The 20174-nt window shown below is 40.4% G+C and carries 19 protein-coding genes; 14 read left to right on the top strand and 5 right to left on the bottom strand.

Annotation, left to right across the window (positions count from 1 at the left end):
* Nucleotides 1-45 precede the first annotated feature (45 nt).
* From AC6H3C_RS09645 to AC6H3C_RS09610, 8 genes are all read left to right on the top strand, one after another.
* Nucleotides 46-375 carry a hypothetical protein gene (locus AC6H3C_RS09645; RefSeq protein ID WP_497520559.1) on the top strand — a complete coding sequence of 110 codons (330 nt, stop codon included), beginning with the start codon at nt 46-48 and terminating at the stop codon, nt 373-375.
* Nucleotides 362-622, top strand: a complete 261-nt coding sequence (locus AC6H3C_RS09640; RefSeq protein ID WP_497520557.1) for a hypothetical protein — start codon at nt 362-364, stop codon at nt 620-622. The genes AC6H3C_RS09645 and AC6H3C_RS09640 overlap by 14 nt, the downstream gene beginning before the upstream one ends.
* An 85-nt stretch (nt 623-707) precedes the next feature.
* A complete protein-coding gene (locus AC6H3C_RS09635; protein WP_497520556.1) occupies nt 708-1001 on the top strand; it encodes a hypothetical protein in 294 nt (97 codons plus the stop codon).
* A gap of 79 nt (nt 1002-1080) precedes the next feature.
* Nucleotides 1081-2478, top strand: a complete 1398-nt coding sequence (locus tag AC6H3C_RS09630) for an IS1380 family transposase (RefSeq protein WP_497515887.1) — start codon at nt 1081-1083, stop codon at nt 2476-2478.
* A gap of 187 nt (nt 2479-2665) precedes the next feature.
* Nucleotides 2666-2947 carry a stage II sporulation protein M gene (locus tag AC6H3C_RS09625; protein WP_497521259.1) on the top strand — a complete coding sequence of 94 codons (282 nt, stop codon included), beginning with the start codon at nt 2666-2668 and terminating at the stop codon, nt 2945-2947.
* A complete protein-coding gene (locus tag AC6H3C_RS09620) occupies nt 2938-3513 on the top strand; it encodes a YIP1 family protein (RefSeq protein WP_497520554.1) in 576 nt (191 codons plus the stop codon). The genes AC6H3C_RS09625 and AC6H3C_RS09620 overlap by 10 nt, the downstream gene beginning before the upstream one ends.
* Before the next feature lie 859 nt (nt 3514-4372).
* Complete coding sequence (locus AC6H3C_RS09615; RefSeq protein WP_497520553.1) at nt 4373-4972, top strand: HAD hydrolase-like protein; 600 nt, start codon at nt 4373-4375, stop codon at nt 4970-4972.
* On the top strand, nt 4905-5612 hold the full coding sequence (locus AC6H3C_RS09610) for a hypothetical protein (protein WP_497520552.1): 708 nt from the start codon (nt 4905-4907) through the stop codon (nt 5610-5612). The genes AC6H3C_RS09615 and AC6H3C_RS09610 overlap by 68 nt, the downstream gene beginning before the upstream one ends.
* A 15-nt stretch (nt 5613-5627) precedes the next feature.
* Here the strand turns inward: AC6H3C_RS09610 and AC6H3C_RS09605 are convergent, their stop codons facing one another.
* Nucleotides 5628-6791 carry an IS4 family transposase gene (locus AC6H3C_RS09605; RefSeq protein WP_497515873.1) on the bottom strand — a complete coding sequence of 388 codons (1164 nt, stop codon included), beginning with the start codon at nt 6789-6791 and terminating at the stop codon, nt 5628-5630.
* A 290-nt stretch (nt 6792-7081) separates the two neighbouring features.
* Between AC6H3C_RS09605 and AC6H3C_RS09600 the strand changes: the two genes are divergently transcribed.
* Nucleotides 7082-8089: a DNA-processing protein DprA gene (locus AC6H3C_RS09600; protein WP_497520551.1), complete on the top strand. Its 1008-nt coding sequence runs from the start codon at nt 7082-7084 to the stop codon at nt 8087-8089.
* 552 nt (nt 8090-8641) lie between these two features.
* On the opposite strand, the gene tnpC is transcribed toward AC6H3C_RS09600, so the two are convergent.
* The 3 genes from tnpC to tnpA form a co-directional block, all read right to left on the bottom strand.
* Entirely contained in the window at nt 8642-10321 is a 1680-nt protein-coding gene (tnpC, locus tag AC6H3C_RS09595; RefSeq protein WP_497515906.1) for an IS66 family transposase, read from the bottom strand.
* A gap of 74 nt (nt 10322-10395) precedes the next feature.
* On the bottom strand, nt 10396-10752 hold the full coding sequence (tnpB, locus tag AC6H3C_RS09590; RefSeq protein ID WP_497515904.1) for an IS66 family insertion sequence element accessory protein TnpB: 357 nt from the start codon (nt 10750-10752) through the stop codon (nt 10396-10398).
* Nucleotides 10753-10758: 6 nt separating this feature from the next.
* A complete protein-coding gene (gene tnpA, locus AC6H3C_RS09585) occupies nt 10759-11103 on the bottom strand; it encodes an IS66 family insertion sequence element accessory protein TnpA (RefSeq protein ID WP_497516023.1) in 345 nt (114 codons plus the stop codon).
* A gap of 659 nt (nt 11104-11762) precedes the next feature.
* On the opposite strand from tnpA, the gene AC6H3C_RS09580 reads away from it, so the two are divergent.
* Entirely contained in the window at nt 11763-12146 is a 384-nt protein-coding gene (locus AC6H3C_RS09580) for a PEGA domain-containing protein (protein ID WP_497516759.1), read from the top strand.
* Nucleotides 12147-12767: 621 nt separating this feature from the next.
* Here the strand turns inward: AC6H3C_RS09580 and AC6H3C_RS09575 are convergent.
* Nucleotides 12768-13847, bottom strand: coding sequence for an ISAs1 family transposase (locus AC6H3C_RS09575; RefSeq protein ID WP_497521258.1), 1080 nt, complete (start codon nt 13845-13847; stop codon nt 12768-12770).
* 450 nt (nt 13848-14297) lie between these two features.
* On the opposite strand from AC6H3C_RS09575, the gene AC6H3C_RS09570 reads away from it, so the two are divergent.
* Genes AC6H3C_RS09570 through AC6H3C_RS09555 form a run of 4 tightly spaced genes read left to right on the top strand, consistent with a single transcriptional unit; the run spans nt 14298 to nt 20170 of the window.
* Nucleotides 14298-15122, top strand: coding sequence for a CheR family methyltransferase (locus tag AC6H3C_RS09570; RefSeq protein WP_497520550.1), 825 nt, complete (start codon nt 14298-14300; stop codon nt 15120-15122).
* A 6-nt stretch (nt 15123-15128) separates the two neighbouring features.
* Nucleotides 15129-15365, top strand: a complete 237-nt coding sequence (locus AC6H3C_RS09565) for a chemotaxis protein CheB (RefSeq protein ID WP_497520549.1) — start codon at nt 15129-15131, stop codon at nt 15363-15365.
* Between the two features lie 42 nt (nt 15366-15407).
* Nucleotides 15408-19043, top strand: a complete 3636-nt coding sequence (locus tag AC6H3C_RS09560; RefSeq protein WP_497520548.1) for a response regulator — start codon at nt 15408-15410, stop codon at nt 19041-19043.
* A 26-nt stretch (nt 19044-19069) separates the two neighbouring features.
* The gene (locus tag AC6H3C_RS09555; protein ID WP_497520546.1) at nt 19070-20170 is read left to right on the top strand and encodes a sensor histidine kinase; all 1101 of its coding nucleotides are present in this window, start codon (nt 19070-19072) and stop codon (nt 20168-20170) included.
* Nucleotides 20171-20174: the final 4 nt, after the last annotated feature.

The raw sequence follows: 20174 nt of genomic DNA, 5'->3' as shown, positions 1-20174 counted from the left end.
ATGTATACTATTATTGTGTTGAGTTAAATTAAAATTGAAAAAAAGATGAATAATTGTCCAAACTGTGGAAATGCAATTCCTTTAAAAGAGTTCGTTTTTGTTTCAAACTTCAAAAACATAACATGCCCTAGTTGCGGAGAAGAGCTACTTCCAGAAAAGAAAACTTTAAGTATTATTGGTGGAATTTCGGGTTTTACTGCAGCTTTAACTGTTGGGTTAGCTGTTGTTGTCCATATTCTCACTAAAAAAGTTTATTTAATGGAAATTGTAATTATTACAGGTCTGTTAGAGGTTTCAATTCTTTTTGCTGCGACTTTAATAACACGTAATACATTAAAATTAACTCTTAAAAATAAAAACTATGAAAAAAATTAAAGCATTAGCGTTAGTTTTAGTAATGACCATTACTCTAACTATTGGGTATTTTCAATCAAATCCTCCAAAAATTGAACAAGTTGGAGCAGGCATTACTTATTTAGCAGCCAAAAAAGGTGCAAGTGATGAGGCACAATTATTCCTCGGTGCTTCCTTTGCTGTTGAAAGCGCATTGCAAGGATTATTATGGGGGTCAGTTTTTGGTGGTCCCGTTGGAGCAGCTGTTGGTCTAGGTGTTGGACTATAGTTTAAAAAAGCATTAGCTAATCCAGCTAATGCTTTTTTTTACCCATTATATGCTCTCTACCAAACTAAAATTTTGGATAATTCTAATGCCTATTTTGATATGGTCTTTATTTTTCCTATTTGGCATTTCTTCAGATTTTAATCCAAATACTACCAGTCTCAATGCTGAACCTAATACTTTAGATTTTAAAAGTTCCATTCATGCGTTTAGAATAATATTAGAAAACAACATTATTATAGTTTTATTCAATATTATTGGTTTTACTAGTTTTGGAGTACTATCTCTTATAAGTACTGCGTTAAATGGATATTCATTAGGATATTTAATATCAAACACTTTAACCCATGGGATTACTAGTCAAGATATAGCCCTTACCTGAATAATTCACAAAAACGAAGAAAAGCTCACGAAAATTAAAGATAAATTACTATCTTACAGCGTCTTACAACCGTATTTCCATGAGCTCTTCAGAAAATAAAATTACCGAAAAAACTCTGGACAAGCAAACAGACGTTGCAATTTGCCAGGGAAAACTCTTCGATTTACAACCAATTGACAATAAGCGTATTGAGGTAAGTTTTACTGCATCTGAGATTTCTTCAGATGGTGGTTTGCTGTTGGTCAAAGATATCGAGAGCCGGATTGGCATCATCAAGTCGCTGGTTACTTGTATTGAGGACACCCGGCATCAAAGCTATGTTGACCACTCTTTGGAAGAGATTGCTGCACAGCGGGTATATCAGATTGTTGCTGGATATGAAGATGCCAATGATTGCAATACCTTGCGCGATGACACGATCCTGAAAATGAGTGTTGGACGTTTGCCCATGACAGGGAATGCCTTGGCATCTCAATCAACTATGACCCGTTTTGAGAACACCCCAAGAGCCAGTGAACTGTACAACATCGCGTATGCCTTTGCCAATAAGTTTATTGAATCCTACCCTTCGGAACCTCCTGTGATTATTATCGATTGCGATGACACCAACATTGATACCCACGGGGGGCAGCAGTTAACCCTGTTCAATAACTATTACGGAGAGTATTGCTACATGCCCCTTCACATTTATGAAGGCTTGTCGGGAAAACTGATTACCACCATACTCAAACCAGGCAGGCGCAGCAAAAGTGCCAATGTTTTTGGGATACTCAAAAGGCTTGTTGCCCATTTGCGCAAATCGTGGAAAAATACGGTGATCATTGTTCGGGGCGACAGCCACTTTTGCAGCAAAGAGTTGATGGACTGGTGCGTTGGACAACCCAATATCCATTTTATAACTGGCTTGACCGGAAACAGCGTATTGAATTCGAGTGTTGAAACTCTTGTAAAGAGTTGCGAAAATGAATTTGCCAGATATGCCAAACCCATAAAGCGTTATCACTCATTTGGCTACAAAGCGGGTAGTTGGGAAAACCAGCAACGCGTGATTGTTAAAATCGAAGTGACAAGCAAAGGATCCAATATTCGTTTTATTGTAACCGACCTTTGGGAATACCGGACAAAGGCACTTTACGAACAAGGGTACTGCGGACGGGGCAGGATGGAACTCAATATCAAAGACCACAAAAACTACCTGCAATCAGGCCGGATGTCGTGCAATAGCTTTTATGCCAATCAGTTCAGGTTATTCTTGCATTCAGCCGCTTATGTGCTGATGCACTCGTTGCAGGAGAACATGCTAAAAACAAAGGGGTTGGCAGCTGTTACGATGAAGACATTACGTGAAAGGTTCATTAAAATTGCTGCCCAGGTTAGACAAATGAAGACAAAAATAAAAGTGGAATTTCCAGCTTCATGCCCGCAAGCCAAACTGCTTGAGAATTACTTCCTCGAAATCGGACAGTTGCGCCGTTAGCAACAACCCAACTATATTCAAAAATACATATTAATCAGGCACTTGCAAAGCACAAGATAAAATACCTATGTTCTGTGAAGAAAATACACACAATTTTTGGTCTAAAACTAAACAGGCCAACCTCTAAAATGACCAATCGAAAACAATCGCAGACAACAAATTTTCTTTTCAGCATATGGGTTATTAAATCCCACGGCTGAAAAAATCAAATATTCACCTTTTTAAAGTTTATGAATTATTCAGGCTTAATATTATTCCTCATGGAATTTTTGAGTTAATCGGATTATGGACTTCCGTCTCTGCAGGGTTATATTCAACATTTATGTTTTTAAAGTTACTTAAGGGGAAATCGGTCACAAAGTCCGATTTCATTATTTATATAAAACTATCAATTATTTCGATTATACTGACTATTTCATCAGCATACATAGAAGCATTCCATACTTTATCTGAACACCTATGCAAATAAAAATAAATTCCAACCTTGTTCTATCAGTTTTTATAGTATTGGCATGTTCGTTAGTTTTAGGATTATTAAAATATGAAATTGGGATATATTTTCCTTTATCAAATTATTCATCCAAATTCTCATCTATTTTAAATAATACGAATGCAACTTTAACATCTTTGTTTGTAATTCTTTTCTTCTTGTTAATTGGAAGTATCGCACATCTAATGGCATTGGTTTTTGATGGTCAATTATCAATTAAGGAATTATTTATTCACATTGGATATGGTTTTTTGCCTCTTTTAATTGTCTCCGTATTAACTTATTATTTTTCTCACGAACTATTTTATAAATATGCCCTAATTTATGAGAATGAAAATAATATGTCTTTAATAAAATCTTATCTTGAAAAAGATAAAAGGATTCAGGTATTTAAACTATTAAATTTATTAGCTCAATTATTTATATTTATCTGGACTATTTATGGTCTGAGAAAGATATATCAACTATCTTTTTTTAAAGCAATAATGTGTATTGCAATTCCAGTATTACTAATATTTTTATCAATACAACTATTTAAACTATAACTACTTATAAAAACCGAACCGCTAATCGAGTAGACGGCTCCGCCAGTAATTAGCTGACGGAGTGCGCCTCTCACACCACCGTGCGTACGGGTCTCGTACACGGCGGTTCATCAGGTATCAACACTATCGCTCTTTACACCAATAGTACCTCTGTCTTTGTTTAGGATAAGGCTGGCAAACTCGAAGTTTGGACCTCCTTATCGAATTCGAGACAACCCAACGTTCAGTCCTTCACTATCTGGTGAGACCTCCACGGTTTCTATTCGTGGCTCGTTACCGATAGCTACTATGTCCGGCAGCTGCCGGATGACTTCTCACCACAGCCAACACGTGGACGGTGAGATCTCCCCTGGTAAAAGCTTTTCCCTTCCTCCAATGCCTGCGTGATCTACATAGTGACCCTTTTGGTATTCTTGGGGCGTTACAATGATGTGCTTGCTTACCCGAATAACTATGCCTCATATCACGTTTCTGTTCGTCAGTACCGGATTTTGCCGTTTGACTTCCTTCACTGCTGCCGTCGCCAGCAACCAGCTTGTCACTTGCTAATACTTCCGGGCGTTACCCCAGCGTATAGGGACTTACACCCTTTGGAAAAATACACACTTGTTATTTCGCTACTATGTAAAGTTTATTTGTATTTTTAAACTTTTTCCAGAGCTTACAACAAGTGTGCGCGCTGCTTATGCAGGGCGCACACAAAGGCTAAAATCAAGCGGGCGGATAGTGCCAATTTGAAAGGTATTGCAACTAATAAACTTTATAGCAGGTTGACAGTGATGTGCTCCGAAATGCCCGCCAGCTTTTAGCCTCGACCGTTAGGGGCAAGTGTAAGACACACCAAAGACAGGATTGTAAAATGGAACAGACAAATGAAGAAGTAATACAAAACATAAAGTTCAAGATTACACCTGATACTATATTATTCTTTGATATGGACGGCACTTTGGTTGATACAAACTTCGCAAATTTTCTTGCATACAAGAAAGCAATACTATCTGTAACAAATTCAGACCATAATCTAACTTTTGATTTTGCTAATCGTTTTAATCGGAGTAAATTGAAAAGCACAGTTCCGAATTTAAGTACATCAGAATATGAAAAAATAGTCCAAGAAAAGGAAAAATACTACAACGACTTTTTACACGAAACCAAAATTAACACAGCAACCGTAGAAATACTTATCAAGTATTCAAAAACAAATAAGACTGTCTTAGTTTCAAATTGCCGAAAAGACCGAGCAATGACAACATTAAAGCACTTCGGTCTTGCAGACAAATTCAGCGATATTTTTTGTAGAGAGTTTGGCGAAAATGACCAAAAAATAAATAAATTTCAAAACGCAATTTCAAAATTGGGCGTTCCGCCCAATTTCGTTATCGCTTTTGAAAATGAAGAAAGCGAAATTGCAGACGCTCAAAAAGCAGGTATTTCAATTATTAACCCATTATATCTATAAAGAAATGCAAAATTTTACAATCATATCAGAAGAGCAATGGTATACAATCCCACAAGAAAGAGAAGCCAATTTCCGAAATCTAATTGGCGAAAAACGAAGAGGTAGAGCTATGAACACGGGATTTTTTGTAAATGATTCTAATGAAATTAGGTTGATTGGGACATTTCTCAAACAGGATACAAATGCATTTTATCACGCTGATTATAATGGTGGTGGTTCGTGGCAAATCCCCAATAGTATTGAGAATTTGATTTGGACTTTAAAAAATGATGTTGACCCATTTCCTGACCGAATACAAAATGCTGCACTTTCATTTAGTAAAATTTTACATCAAGATTTACCTCAAATATTACAAATAACAAAACAAAGCAATCTTACCGTTTGTGCTATTCCACGTTCAAAAGCAGAAAGTCATTATAGAAAAGACCAACTTCTGTTCAGAGAAATCATTAGTTTAGTTGTGGATAAGTTGCCGAATTTCGACAATGGAACAAATTACATTATTCGTCATACAAACACAAGAACAACGCATTTAGACAGAAAAGGTGAAGGTGGAGACGGAAACTTACCATATCCCGGAATAACAAAAGATACCTGCACAATTTCTGAAAAAGTAAATGGTAACACTGGTGTCTATTAAAAAATGTTAATTCAATTAGAAGTCCAAATGCAGTTGGCAATCGCTATCATCATAGGCCTTATTTTCCCTCGGAGCCAAGAGTTCTTGAATGGGATCCTTGACCAGCAGGGAATTACCAAGGATACGCATGACCTCCACAACAGGTCTGCCCAGTTTGAGGTCGTGTTCAATAATAGCGACAAGACAGTACGTGATGATGGCGACATGTATCTGTATGCGGACCGCATTCTCGGATTCTCCCCAAAAGGATTTGACACGGAGATGCTGCTTGATCCATTTGAAAAACAGCTCCACCTGCCATCTGTAACGGTAAAGAAGAGCAATTTCATTTGCTTTGAGGTAGAAGTTGTTGGTGTAGTAGGTGAAGGCCCTTCCAAGGTCAGGGGCATAGAATACGATGCGTCTGAGCGAAACCGGATAGTTTCCACTGTTTCGCTTTCCTGTAAACCTAACCGTTTGGTCCCGCAGGACATTGTCATCTCCTTCAAGCATGTCATCTCCTTCCGTAATTTCATAATCAGGGCGGGACTTCTCCCGTATGATGAAGAAAGCTCCGGCCAGCTCAATTGCGTAGAGTCTGGAGAGATCAAAGTAGCCTCTATCAAACACATAGCAAGCGTGCCGTTCGTATGTAAACCAGTCCATAGACTTGGTGTCATGCACATTTGCATGGCTGATTCTGTAGAAGACCGGTATTTCAGTGGCAATATCAATCTGGGTATGAATCTTGATGCCAGACTTTGTGCTCCTAAACTTTGCCCATCTAAAGACCGACATGCACAGGTCGATGGTAGTGGAATCAATGGCATAGAACCTTCCGTGGAGTTCAAACTCTTTGGTGATACGTTTGGCCTGGGCAATAGACACAATGTAAAAGGCAAACTTCTCAAAGATCCCATGGTCTCTAAGGCTGTTTGCTTTGGAAAGAACGCTTCTGTTGATGGGAACCTTTCCAAACCCGAGGTGAAAAGATCTTTTGGCATGAGCAATAGTGACATCTGTGAGTTCTCTAAGACTATGGCAGCCTATGAGCTGGCCGTACATGATAACCAGCATATGGCTCCAGTAGGATGGTGCCATTCTGACTGTCCTGTCTTTGTGTTTTATTACCAGTCGTTCGAAGTAACGTTTCGGGAGAAACTCCACAATCTGTGCGAAAACATATTTGCCAACGTTCATACTTGTTCCAATTTGTACCTGAGTACAAAGGAACAAATTTCAAAAGGGCGACAAGGTTTTGAAAAGCTAGCATGCTGTGCATAAAACAGATATGAGGCATTTTAACAAAAATTAATAGACACTAGTGAAATGGTAAAAACATTTTACTCATTGATGATTTATATACAAAGACTGTAAACATTGATGAAGACGCCATTCAAGCATTACTAGACAAAGGAGCTAACTCTGTTACTTTTTACTCTATTGGAAAAACCGTACCAAGAAATCAATAACCTTTTAAAATTAGCAAAATGAAATATACTGATAACTCACTAAATATTCTAACAGCCAAATACTTTAAAGGTATTGGTAATGCTTGGATTGTGAAGAACTTGAAAGGCAATGAAAGTGTTGATGCCATAGTTTCTTTGCTAAATAATAAAATTGAAGAAAAAATCACAATAGCAGAGTTTGAAAGTCTAAAAAAGGATTTTGAAATAAAACTCGTTGAAAAATTTGAAGAATGTTGTGATGGTATTGTTGCTTATGGCGACAGTAATTTTCCTCAATATCGTGGCAATGTAAAAGAAAGTGAACAACCTGTTTTTCTTTATTATAAAGGGAATATTGATTTATTGAGCATTGACAATAAGAACATTACTGTAATTGGACTTTTAAATCCTGAAGGCGATATAATTGAAAGAGAGCGAAAGATTGTTGCTCAGTTTATTAAGAATGGCGCAACCATAATAAGTGGTTTAGCTTTTGGCTGTGATAGTATTTCTCACCAACAGGCTTTAGACTCAAATGGAAAAACAGTTGCAATTTTGCCAAGTCCTCTTAATAATATTTTGCCAGCAAGGAACAAAGGTTTAGCATATCAAATCGTAGAAGAAGGCGGTCTACTTATAACTGAATATGGCAACGATTTTAAAAGTCAAATGGAATTAAGCAGTCGTTATAAAGAACGAGACCGCTTACAAGCATTATTTTGCGACACAATAGTATTAGCTGCAAGTTACGCTCAAAATTCTTCTGAACGTAAGGGAAACGAACATTTGCGTGGGCAAAAACTTGACAGTGGAGCTCGTTTAGCAATGAATTATGCAAAAGAATATAATATTCAAAGAGCTGTAATGTATGACAAAATTCTTGACGAAAATAATCCAATGTTTGATTTAAATAGAGACCTTATCAAGGAACAAAAAGACATTACAATCATAACACAAGAAAATATTTCCGAAATAGTAACTAAAATAATGCAGAAAAAGCAATCAGTTAAAAAAACAACTTATATTCAGACAAACTTATTCGGTTAATAAACAATTTAAGAAATTTGGACAAAAAAATAACAAAAGATAGAACACCAGCCCCTAATCGAGTAGACGGCTCCGCCAGTAATTAGCTGACGGAGTGCGCCTCTCACACCACCGTGCGTACGGGTCTCGTACACGGCGGTTCATCAGGTATCAACACTATCGCTCTTTACACCAATAGTACCTCTGTCTTTGTTTAGGATAAGGCTGGCAAACTCGAAGTTTGGACCTCCTTATCGAATTCGAGACAACCCAACGTTCAGTCCTTCACTATCTGGTGAGACCTCCACGGTTTCTATTCGTGGCTCGTTACCGATAGCTACTATGACCTCTGCTGACTTCTCACCACAGCCAACACGTGGACGGTGAGATCTCCCCTGGTAAAAGCTTTTCCCTTCCTCCAATGCCTGCGTGATCTACATAGTGACCCTTTTGGTATTCTTGGGGCGTTACAATGTAAGCATTCGGCCTGCCACGTATACTGAATTTTCTCTTAGACCGGGGATACCAGCCTGAGATTTGGAATTTTCTAAGTTCTACTGGAATCTCTTGGAATTAGTTGGAGTTTTCTGAAAAACTCTGGCATTTGTTGGATTTTTTCCAACGGTGTGGCAAAAGGTCGGCCAAGTCTAAATCGTAGTTGTTGTTGTACAATGAGATTCTGGTAAATACATCGGTCAACCATTCCCGGGGATTCACATCACTGGCTTTACAGCACCCCAGCAGGGAATACATGATGGCAGCATTCTCTGCCGACTCATGATTGCCACAAAACAAATACCCCTTTCTTCCTACGGCCAGTGGCCTGATGGCATTTTCGGCCAGGTTGTTGTCAGGCAGGTAGCGGCCATCCAAATGATAGCGGGACAGACGCATAAAAAGATTGTAGGTATAAGCCAGCGCTTTGCCCATTCTACCACCCGGCAGCGCTTTAGGGTAATATCCTTCAATCCATTTTTCAAAGGCACGCATAATTGGATAGGCCAGCCGTTTTCGAAGTTCAGCTCTTTGCCGGAAATCCATTTCCTGGTCAGTGGCCATTTCTTCAACTTGATAGAGTTTGGCTATTTGTGCCAATGCATACCCTGCTCCGGCTTTGTCTTCGGGAAGACTTTCGGAGAATTTGCGGCGCGCATGCGCCCAGCAACCCAGGAGCAAAACACCTTTCTTTTGCTCATAGATTGAGTATGCCTGATAACCGTCGGTTTGAACAGCTCCCTGGTAATTTTTCAAAAGATCAACCACTACTTTCCCGGCCCGGGAGCCTTTATCGTAGTGAAAGAAAACAAGGTTGTCCATTACCGAGCGGACCATCCACAGGTAAGCTTTACTGGCTTTGTGCTTTTCGTTATTGATAACCGGGATGGTGCTTTCATCAACCTGGATGTAGTCGGATGCCAGAATGAGTTCTTTTAAGCGAAGATAAAGCGCCCGAAGTAAATCGCTGCTGCCCTGGAACCAACCATTAACGGTTGATGCGGGCAATCTTACCCCGACCATCTTTAATATGGCAATCTGACGATGAAAAGGCAGGTGGTAAAAATATTTGTTCATCATCAGCTCGGCCAACAACGAAGGGCCGGCATTGCTTCGGGGTAAAGGCAATAGTGGCATGGATGCAATACGGATAGCCGGGTTTTCCTTCCGGTCCTGTTCATTCGTAATATTTTCTTCTCCTGCTGATTGCTTTACGGCGTATTTTGGGCGTTCTATCCGGCGTACATAAATCTCGCCGGGTTTGTGTTCAAGTATTTCTGTTACTTCCTCGCCAATGCGTACCCAGTTATCCTGGACTCCTTCGGGCTCTATGACTTCTATCTCCCGCCTGAGGTGGTCTGGAAGCGGCTGGCGAACAGCGTTCTTTTTCTCTCTTTCAGGCTTGCGCCGTTCATACTCGATTAACTCTTTCTCTGCATCTTTTATGGCGATCTGTTCTTCAGAAAGTACATCCAGGCCATCCCAGTCAATCTTTCTTTGATTGGGATCTTCTGCAATATGCTTTTCGCTGGATTTCCCAAAAAACTTGTGGCGAAACCAGGCCAGCTGATCGGTAAGCTTATGGATTTGCTGGTCTTTTTGAGCTACGACAACCTCTAATTTCTGATTTTTGGACTCCAGGGCTTCCAAGGCCCCGTTATCGACTTTTCGCAACCGGGAAAGCTCCTGGAACAGCTCATCACGTTCCTGAAGAAGCTCCTGGATTAACACATCTTTACCGGTTGCAAAATCGCTCATTTACCACTGTTTGATTATGAGCGTAAAGATAGTAAAATCAAGGCTTTCAGCCAATTTTTGGTGCCTGAAAAAAACTAAAAAAGTGCTTCGCTTTGTCGCTTTTTCAAGAGCCTTTTTTTAGGCTTCACATTTTTTACAATCATCATTAAATCGTGCCAATCAATGGACTGAGATGTGAGGGCTTCACCGAAGGTGGGAAGCTTAAAAACCCCACTTTCAAGCTTCTTGTGATAGATAACCAAGCCACCGTGCTCCAGGTGCAGAATCTTCATGATGGTGAGTCTTCGGTTGACAAAAATGAAAACCTCACCGCTTTGAACATCGCGTTTCATGACCGAGCTTACTATGCCACTGAGGGTGTAAAAGCTTTTGCGCATATCCACCGGTGCCGGATAAAGAAAGTACTTTAGCTTACCATGTAAATGAAACATCCGGCTCTAATCAAACAGGTGAACAATTGCTTTTAGCAAATGCATATCGGCCTTATCTCTTATCATCATTTTTGTACCGTTGGGAAACACAAACTCGATGGGAGCCTGATTGCCTGGGATACCGGAACTATTGATGGGAGCCTGGATTGTCCGCCGACTGGCAACCGGTAAGTTGGAATCAAAGACCAGCGGAACAAAACTCCCGGGCTGATGCCGCGACATCTCACCCAATTGTTTCTTCCAGTAGTAGAATGTGGAAGGGGCAAAGCCCTGGTTGGAACAAAAGTCCTTTACGTTCAAGCCCGACTCCTGATACTCCTGGAAGAGCTTCTCAAATGTTGATCGTGTCATCCTCATTTTTTTCCATCAAAGAAACGGCGAGATCCTCTGGCTGGCAATATGTATTACGCCGAATGCTTACGTTACAATGATGTGCTTGCTTACCCGAATAACTATGCCTCATATCACGTTTCTGTTCGTCAGTACCGGATTTTGCCGTTTGACTTCCTTCACTGCTGCCGTCGCCAGCAACCAGCTTGTCACTTGCTAATACTTCCGGGCGTTACCCCAGCGTATAGGGACTTACACCCTTTGGAAAAATACACACTTGTTATTTGCTACTATGTAAAGTTTATTTGTATTTTTAAACTTTTTCAACAGCTTACAACAAGTGTGCGCGCTGCTTATGCAGGGCGCACACAGCTAGTTAATTGCAGTTGGGTTGATGACGTATTTGGAGTTCTTAACACTTTTTGGCAGCTTTACTACCGTGGGACAAGTAAGCAGTTTCAAACTCCCAACCGCAACCAACTAGCAACCGTTATGGGCAAGTTTAAAGAAAAACACAACGGATTGACACAGACAAGAGAACCACCGACTTTTGACTCTTCTTGAAATTTAAATTGATTGACAGAAAGTATTTTATAAAATTAGTGGAGTTCAGCGACCACTCTAAAAAACGAGGTGAATCCGAAAAACCTTACGAGTAGGAAACTTTAAAGGATAAAAAAATGAAGAAAATTATCTTAACAATCACATCAATTCTAACATTGACTATTTTGATTACAGGTTGCGCAACACTTTTTGCGCCAAAAACTCATCCACTTGCAGTTAGTTCAGAACCTCACGGTGCAGAAGTATATGTAAACGGATTTAAAATGGGAACGACACCCGTAGAATTAAGTTTAAAGGCTGACAAATCCTATACTATTGAATTCAGGAAGGATGGTTATGAATCTGTTACAAGAGTTGTAAATACAAAAGTTGGTGCTGGTTGGATAGTATTGGACGTTTTAGGTGGATTTATTCCAGTAATTATAGATGCAGCGACAGGTGCTTGGAATAAATTAGATCAAGATGCGGTTAATGCTGCACTTATTCAACAGAACAAATAAAACCAGCCCATAATCGAGTAGACGGCTCCGCCAGTAATTAGCTGACGGAGTGCGCCTCTCACACCACCGTGCGTACGGGTCTCGTACACGGCGGTTCATCAGGTATCAACACTATCGCTCTTTACACCAATAGTACCTCTGTCTTTGTTTAGGATAAGGCTGGCAAACTCGAAGTTTGGACCTCCTTATCGAATTCGAGACAACCCAACGTTCAGTCCTTCACTATCTGGTGAGACCTCCACGGTTTCTATTCGTGGCTCGTTACCGATAGCTACTATGACCTCTGCTGACTTCTCACCACAGCCAACACGTGGACGGTGAGATCTCCCCTGGTAAAAGCTTTTCCCTTCCTCCAATGCCTGCGTGATCTACATAGTGACCCTTTTGGTATTCTTGGGGCGTTACAATGATGTGCTTGCTTACCCGAATAACTATGCCTCATATCACGTTTCTGTTCGTCAGTACCGGATCTTGCCGTTTGACTTCCTTCACTGCTGCCGTCGCCAGCAACCAGCTTGTCACTTGCTAATACTTCCGGGCGTTACCCCAGCGTATAGGGACTTACACCCTTTGGAAAAATACACACTTGTTATTTCGCTACTATGTACAGGGCAAACGCATTTAAATTTTGAGTAAAGTTTCCCTGTATTTTTCGTTCTGTAAAGCTTTTGATCTTTTTCTCTTTTTGCTGGCTTTCCAATGTTGCTCGTTTACCAGCAAAGCCATGACTGTTTTTCGTATGGTGTTAAAATTCTGGGCGGCATAACCTTTTCTTTTTCTGGATTGATCTTCGCCAAAGACTACATCCAAAGTCCAATGCAGGTTGTTCTCGATAGCCCAGTGGTTGCGTGTCCAGGTGTTGAACTGTTTTGCCTGGGCTTCCAGACTTGATATGTAATATCTTGTTTGCCGGGAAGTTTCTCCGGTTGACTTGATAACCCTTTGAGAATCGATCCGGAAAATTGTTTTCAGCCCTTCCCATTGATCCGCGCCTTCGATCATCTCAAGGTTGCTGTACGCAGAGCATTCGCGGGTTTCGATCCGGCCATGCCCGCAATCAACATCTACATCGGAACTGATGGATTTATTGAACCGGATTGTATCCAGAATACCTTCTTCGAGCGACGGCTGGTTGCCTTTGACTGCAAGAATATAATCGGCCCCCTGTTTTAATATTTTCGAGGCAATGTTCTTTTGGCAGCCCATTGCATCAATGGTCACGATGCACCCTTTGACATCCAGGAGAGAAAGCAGTTGGGGAATGGCCGTGATCTCGTTGCTTTTCTCCTGAGTGGCTACCTGTCCCAGGCACAGCCCGTTTTGGGTGGCGAAAGCAGAGACCATGTGTATCGCCGGATTGGTTAAATAATGGGAGTTGCACATGCGCTTGCCATCAATAGCAACCACCTCCTGGTCGCATTGAGCCCGCAAACTGTTGGCCCACTGGGAAAAACAGGCCGAAAACTCAACTGGGTCAATGGCCGAAAAAACCCGGTTAAGCGTGTCGTGCGAGGGAATGCCATAAACAAAAGAGCCGTACTTGCGCAACCAATGCTGCTGTTCCAGGCCAAAGTCCGCGATTTCCTCCCATTCGTCCATTCCGCACAAAACGGCGGACAGTACCAGCAACAGGATGTCATGCAACTGGTGCCGGAAATTACCCCTGTTTGTCCTTCTTGGTTCGCTCACCTTGCTGAAAATCTGGTGGAAAAGCGAACTCTTCCATGCTTCTGAAATTTGTTCTTCTGTCTTCTTATTAATATAGCAAAACTGGCAAATTTTTTATCCAATCATGTAACTAATAAACAGATATTTAGTATATTAGCAAAACGAAAGGCGGGCCATTTACAACATGCAAAACCCGCCTTTCAAAAATATTAATCATTCAAACATAATGAAGAGTTATGAGGAAACCAAGCTCCTCGGCAGGAGCTTATGGCTTAAACCAAACTTTTTTAAATGCGTTTGCCCTGCTACTATGTAAAGTTTATTTGTATTTTTAAACTTTTTCAACAGCTTACAACAAGTGTGCGCGCTGCTTATGCAGGGCGCACACACGCGGTATAGCCAATGCTGAGTGCGACAAATAAACAGCAAGTTCCTAATTGATAATATAACAAACAACAGAAAATAAAATAGTTACTTTGCAAAATGAGGGATAAAAACACATCGGAACCGGATATTTCAATACTATTGGAAGCTATATATCAAAAATACGGCTATGATTTCCGGCAATATTCAGAGGCACACATCAAGAGAAGGATCATGAACAGAATGCTGATGTCTGGATTAGAGGATATTTCTCAAATGCCGTCTAAGGTTCTGAATGACGAAGAATTTGCTTCCAGGATCTTGCAGGATCTTTCCATAACAGTGACCGAAATGTTCCGTGACCCGGGCTTTTACAGGTCGTTACGGGAAAATGTTATCCCTGTTTTAAGAACCTATCCTTTTATTAAAATATGGCATGCCGGCTGTTCCACGGGGGAAGAGGCCTATTCAACGGCCATCATTATGCAGGAAGAAGGCTTGTATGACAGAACTACGATCTATGCCACAGATTTTAACCAGCGGGCTTTGAATAGTGCAAAAGAAGGGATTTTTTCAAACAAATTAATGAAAGAATACACAGCCAATTATCAATTGTCAGGGGGAAAAGAATCTTTTTCGGATTATTATACATCGAATTATGACCATGTAATCATGAATCAATCCTTGAAAAAAAATATTGTTTGGGCAAACCATAATTTGGTTACGGACAGCGTATTCGCGGAAGTACATTTGATATTGTGCAGAAATGTACTTATCTACTTTGAAAGGGAATTGCAGAATAAAACACAAAAACTTTTTTATGACAGCCTTATTAATGGCGGCATTTTATGTTTGGGCGCAAAAGAAGGATTGCGCTTTACGGATTTGTATGAGAAATACACTGAGTTGGATAAGAAACAGCGTATATTTAAAAAAAAGTATTGAACAATTATGCAGTACGATGCAATTGTAATCCTATTCGAATCGGCTGCCGAAGCCTATAAAAACAAATTGATTGGCGTGGTGCTTACAGGCTTTAACCATGACGGGGCAAAAGGCATAAAACGAATAAAAGAATGCGGTGGTTTAGCCATTGTTCAGGATCCGAAAACAGCCGAATCGGCTTATATGCCCACATCAGCCATAGCTGCTGTTACACCGGATTATATTTATCCATGGAGGAGATAACGGACTTACTGATAAAAATTGACAAACAAAAAGAATAATCGTATGAACTTAACAATCAAAAACAAATTACTCGCAGGTTTTACTGTTATTTTAGCGGTACTTATTTCTATGTTGTTTTTCATGGTCGGCAAATATTCCGAATCCAACGAACGGCTTCAAAATATTGTTGATGTAACAGCCAATAGAATCGTTTTGTCAAACGAATTAATGGTTGGCGTGCTGGAAGCTGCCCGGCACGAAAAAAATATTATCATGGAAAAAGAAGCTGTTCAAAAGGATTATTATAAAAACAGGCTTTATGACGCTTTAGATGTTGTTGAGAAAAAAACAACCGAGCTGGAAGAAATATCGAGTGAAGAAGGAAAAAAAATCCTGAACGAATTTAAAGTTCTTTGGGCGGATTATAAACCCGACCTCGATAACATTCTTTTGCTGGCAATAAAAGGCGAAAACGAACAAGCCTATAAAATTTCAGTTGACAGGGGCGCAAAAGTGAGGGATGCCGCGATTAGTCAGTTAGGAAAACTTATTGATAAAAATGAGAAAAGTATGCAAGATAACAAAGCAGAGAATAATGCATCTTATAATGCTGCTTTAAGTTTAATTATCGCCTTAATCGTTGCAAGCATCATTATAGCAATTATCATCTCCTACTGGATTATCCAGGGAATTACCAAAAGGATTTCCTTTATTGCAAAAGAAGCTGAAAAAATTGCCAGTCGTGAGTTTGCAACCGAGAAATTGGAAGATAAAACCAAAGATGAACTGAAACCGATTTTCAACTCATTGATCAATATCAATGAAAGTTTCCGCGAGGTAACCGAAAATGCCAACAGCGTTGCTTCCGGTAATTATGCAGTTGGCCTGACACCCCGCTCAGACAAAGATATTTTAGGCAATGCCTTAAGGAAAATGACACAATCGTTGCGCGAAACAACCGCTGCAAACGAAAAGCACAATTGGCTTACTGCAGGTCAAAATCAGCTCAACGAAAAATTAATTGGCGACCAAAACATAGAGGAACTGGCAAGCAACACCGTCAGTTTTTTATGCGCTTACCTAAAAGCAAATATTGGAGCGGTCTATCTTTTTAACGATAGAGAAAATGTACTGATGCTTAGCGGACAATATGCCTTTTCATCGCCAAAAGGCATTAAAGAAAAATTTGCACTGAATGAAGGGCAAATCGGACTGGCGGCACGGGAACAAAAACAAATTTCTTTAACAGATGTTACAGACGAACAACTACGCATCACTTCGTCTGTGCTGAATGCCAGGCCTAAACATTTGCTCATTACCCCTTTTCTGCTTGAAGGCAAAACACTTGGTGTAATAGAAATAGGCCGGCTAACTGATTTTAACGAAACGGAAAAAGAATTTATCAATGCTTCCATGGAAAGTATTGCCATTAGCGTTAATTCGGCCATTGCCCGGAAACAAATTCAGGAATTGCTTGAAGAAACGCAGGTGCAGAGTGAGGAACTTCAAACGCAGCAGGAAGAACTGAAACAAATGAATGAAGAACTGGAGGAGCAAACACAAAACCTGAAACGGCAACAGGAGGAATTGCAAATGACCAATGAAGAGTTGGAGGAACAAACCCAATCGTTGGAAATGAAGAACAAAGAAGTGGAAGCTGCCAGATACGACATTGAGCAAAAAACAAAACAACTGGAAATCAGCAGTAAATATAAATCGGAATTTCTTTCGAACATGTCGCATGAGTTACGGACACCGCTTAACAGTTTGCTTATCTTGTCGAAAGATTTATCGGAAAATAAAAAGAAAAACCTGGACCAGGACCAGGTTGAGAGTGCCGAAATTATTTATAAAAGCGGGCATGACTTATTGATATTGATTAATGAAGTCCTGGACCTCTCCAAGATAGAAGCCGGCAAAATGTCTGTCAATATCGAAAGGGTTTCTTTACAAAATTTCACAGATGGGCTGCTTCGTGATTTTAAGCGCCATGCCGAACAAAAAGGGTTGAAACTGACTTCAAAGCTGGATGCGGCATTACCGGAATCTATTCGTACCGACCCACAACGGCTAAACCAAATACTGAAGAATTTTTTATCCAATGCCATAAAATTCACCGAAAAAGGAAGTATAGACTTCAGTATTTCCCGGCATACGGAAAACACCGTGATTATTTCCGTTTCCGATACGGGCATTGGAATAAAGGAGGAAAATCAAATGACCGTATTTGAAGCTTTTCAGCAAGCTGACGGGGGAACTTCCAGAAAGTATGGAGGCACCGGTTTGGGGCTTTCCATTTCGCAGGAACTCGCAAAATTATTAGGCGCTGAAATTAAGTTGAGCAGCAAGTTAAACGAGGGATCTACCTTTTCAATCATTCTTCCGATGGAAATCCATCATGGTCATGAGCATGTTCAAACAAGCGCATTGAAGGAACCGGTTTTGTACAAAGCACGCGCTGACAGCAATTCAGAATACCTGAATTATCCCGCTTTGGAAGATGACAGAGATACCATAACCAAAGACGACAAAACAGTGCTCGTGATTGAAGACGATCTGCAATTTGCCGCTATCCTTTTAAAGCAAGCCAACAAAAAAGGATTCAAATGTCTGTCGGCGGCAACCGGGGAAGATGGTTTGGTGCTCGCGTTAAAATACGTACCGAATGCGATTATTCTCGATATGGAACTGCCGGGCATCGACGGACACAACGTATTGCATGAATTAAAAGCAAATCCGGACGTAAGGCACATACCGGTGCATATTATTTCTGTCAGTGAACGCTCATTGGACACAATCAAAGAAGGGGCCATTGAATATTTGATGAAACCGGTGGATAAAAAAGATTTGGAAGATGCATTTAGCAGAATCGAAAATTTTGTCAACAGAAAAATGAAAAATCTGTTGATTATTGAAGACGATGAAAATTCCAGAAAAGCCATGCGTAAACTTATTGGGAATAGCGACGTAAAATGTTTTGAAGCAGGAACCGGGGAGGAAGCCCTGACTATGTACAAGGAAAATCGTTTCGATTGCATTGTGCTGGATCTTGGTCTGCCGGACATGAGCGGATTTGACCTTATCCATAAACTGGAGAATATAAAGGACCGTAACATTCCGCCCATTATCATTTACACCGGCAAGGAGCTGACCAAAGAAGAAAACAACGAGCTTCAGAAACATGCGGAGAGCATAATTATAAAAGGCGTAAAGTCTGAAGAGCGATTGTTGGATGAAACCTCCCTTTTCCTTCATAGGGCAATCAGTAATTTACCGGAATCAAAACAAGTGATCATCAATAATTTGTACAATGAAGAAGCTGTTTTTCATTCCAAAAAAATATTATTGGCAGATGATGATATGCGAAATGTATTTGCATTGTCAAAAATATTAAAAGAACGCGGAATGGAAATAATAAAAGCGGAAAATGGCAGAAACGCGCTGGAGATGCTGGAGATGCATACTGACATTGATTTGGTGTTGATGGATATTATGATGCCGGAAATGGATGGTTACGAAGCAATGAAACAAATAAGGTCTCAGGAAAAATTCAGGAATCTACCCATAATTGCACTCACGGCGAAGGCCATGAAGGACGACAAACAAAAGTGTATCGACGCGGGCGCCAACGAGTACATCTCAAAACCTGTTGATGTAGAACGATTACTGTCGTTAATGCGGGTATGGTTGAGTAAATAGGAGCCTTAATATAGAAAGTATTAAATATGAACGCAAAACCCAAAATACTGATCGTGGACGACAAACCGGGAAATTTAGTCGCTTTACGAACTGTTCTAAAAGATTTGGACATAGAACTGGTAGAAGCCACCAGCGGCAATGAGGCGCTAAAAGCAACCTTGCACCACGATTTTGCTTTGGCATTATTGGATATTCAGATGCCGGAAATGGATGGTTACGAACTGGCCGGCATATTGCGTGAAGACGAAAAAACCATGCACCTGCCTTTTATATTTATCTCCGCGGTTTATACAGAGAACCTGGATGTTTTTAAAGGATATGAAAAAGGGGCATTCAGCTTTATCACCAAACCTTTTCAGCCCGAAATATTAATTAATAAAGTTAAATTTTTTATTAATAAACATCAACAAGAGATTACCCTGTTCGAGTTGAATGAAGAATTGAAAAATATAAATCAGGAGTTGGAATCATTCAGCTATTCTGTGTCTCACGATTTGCGGGCGCCGCTTCGCGCGATAAACGGCTATGCCGAAATACTCAATGAAGATTATGGGACCAAATTGGATGATGAGGGGAAACGCATTATAGAAATTATCCGCGATAATGCCACAAGAATGGGAACCCTGATTGATGACCTGCTTTCGTTCTCACGGCTTGGGCGGAAAGAGATTCAGATGACGGAAATTGATATGAATAAGATGGTAGAAGGGGTGATGGTTGAACTGAATAAATCAATGTCACATAACGCAACAATAAAGGTTGGCAAACTGCATGAAGCGAAAGCTGATTACGGTTTGCTTCGTCAGGTAATGTTTAACCTTATTTCAAACGCGGTTAAGTACTCTTCAAAGAAAGAACATCCTGTTGTGGAAATATTATCGGAAGAAAAGAACGGTGAAATTATTTTTTCGGTGAAGGATAACGGGGCAGGTTTCGATATGCGATACGCGGATAAATTATTTGGCGTGTTTCAGCGCCTGCATTCGCCGGATGAGTTTGAAGGAACGGGAGTGGGACTGGCGATAGTGCAACGAATAATTTCCAGGCACAAAGGCAGAAGCTGGGCGGAAGGAAAAGTGAACGAAGGAGCGACATTTTATTTTTCGTTGCCGAAAAAATCTGTGTAATCAA

Source organism: Gaoshiqia sp. US2 (genome assembly GCF_059705485.1).
Note: the sequence above shows the minus strand (reverse complement) of the source record. Positions and strands in the feature narration are given on the sequence as shown.